1 protein-coding gene and 2 pseudogenes are annotated in these 1,376 nt (G+C 64.7%); 2 read left to right on the top strand and 1 reads right to left on the bottom strand.

The genetic code is table 11. The annotated features are described in order from the left end of the window. Positions 1 to 124 (top strand): annotated as a pseudogene (locus tag ABZ656_RS57960) (NAD-dependent deacetylase); the annotation flags it as partial. A 216-nt stretch (positions 125 to 340) separates the two neighbouring features. Beyond that, positions 341 to 775 carry a VOC family protein gene (locus ABZ656_RS57955; protein ID WP_101401784.1) on the top strand — a complete coding sequence of 145 codons (435 nt, stop codon included), beginning with the start codon at positions 341 to 343 and terminating at the stop codon, positions 773 to 775. A gap of 69 nt (positions 776 to 844) precedes the next feature. Here the strand turns inward: ABZ656_RS57955 and ABZ656_RS57950 are convergent. Further along, a pseudogene (locus ABZ656_RS57950) lies at positions 845 to 1,285 on the bottom strand (transposase); the annotation flags it as partial. Positions 1,286 to 1,376: the final 91 nt, after the last annotated feature.

Here is a 1,376-nt window from a genome sequence, read left to right as displayed (position 1 = left end):
GCTGATCATCGTCAACGCCGAACCGACTCCGTACGACGACCGGGCCGACCAGGTCGTACGGGAACCGATCGGAACCGCGCTGCCGAAGCTGCTGCAGCAACTGAGCTCAGAGAGCGCCTACTAAGGGTTGACCCGCAACTGATCTTGGCATGAAGGTGGTTGGTCAGGACTGGATCCTGGGGACCGCTGGGGCGCTCCGCCGTCACGGTCGCGTCGTTCTCGTGGACTGTCCGGTTTGATCACTTGGTGTTCAAGGCGGCCCGGGGTGCGACGGGTGACGGGCGGATCCGCCTGGGGAAATAAGAGGCAGGGTCCCCCTGGTACGCGGTACGGTGCGCCGATGTCAGCGATCAAGAAGTTCCAAGTCACCTTTGACTGCGCAGAACCTGAGCGCCTCGCTCGCTTCTGGTGTGAAGTATTGGGGTACGTCATACCGCCGCCACCGGAGGGGTTCACCACCTGGGACGATTTCAACCGCACCCTGCCTCCTGAGGAGCAGGGATCATGGTTCGCCTGCAGTGATCCCTCAGGCGTGGGCCCGCGCCTGTACTTCCAGCGCGTCCCCGAAGGCAAGATCGTTAAGAATCGGGTACATCTCGACGTCCGGGCCGGCACCGGGCTCGTGGGGGACGAGCGCCTGGCCACGCTCGAAGCCGAGTGCGCACGACTGGTCGCGCTCGGTGCGACCCACGTGCGAACACTGTATGCCGATGAGGAAAACGAGTCGTGCATCCCGATGCTGGACATCGAGGGCAACGAGTTCTGTATCGACTGAGCACTCTCCGAGCCGGGGAGGTGGGGAGCCGCCTCCCTTGGGCCTCTCTGGTCTCGTATGGGGAGGGAGTCACCCCATGAGGGCGAGGTTGTGCATCCGGGCGATGCCGAGCATGGCGGTGTGAAAGCCGTCGCCTTTCAGACGGCAGTCACGAAGGATCTTCCATGCCTTCATCCGCGCGAAGACGTGCTCGACGCGGGCCCGGACCTTGCGGTGGGAGGCGTTGTGCTCCTCTTTCCAAGCCGGCAGTTCGGTCTGGCCGCGTTCACGGCGGTGCGGGATGAGCGGGCCGGTGCCCCGATAGCCGCCGTCCGCGACGACCGTAGCCCGGCCGACGGCAGCCTTCGCGCCGGAAAGTTCCCATGCCTTGGAATCATTGTGGTTGCCCGCGACCGGTCGGCCGACGGCGACAACGAGTCGGGAGTCGGCGTCGATGACGACCTGGTGGTTGGTCGAGTACCGGTAGTTCTTCGACTGCTCGGCAACGGCATGATCCCGCGTGGGCACTAGTAGGGCTTGGTCAGGTCTGTATTGGTGCTGGTATGTCGCGGTGGCAGGTCGGGCAGGCGCCGGTCCAGAGGGCGAGCAGTGTCTGTAGCTC

The sequence above is a fragment of the Streptomyces sp. NPDC007095 genome (genome assembly GCF_040634475.1).
GTDB lineage: Bacteria > Actinomycetota > Actinomycetes > Streptomycetales > Streptomycetaceae > Streptomyces.
The sequence above is the reverse complement of the archived record's forward strand: the minus strand, read 5'-3'. Positions and strand labels throughout refer to the sequence as shown.

Coding starts and splice junctions, on each gene's coding strand:
- ABZ656_RS57955 (WP_101401784.1), top strand. CDS start 341: ATGTCAGCGATCAAGAAGTTCCAAGTCACCTTTGACTGCGCAGAACCT.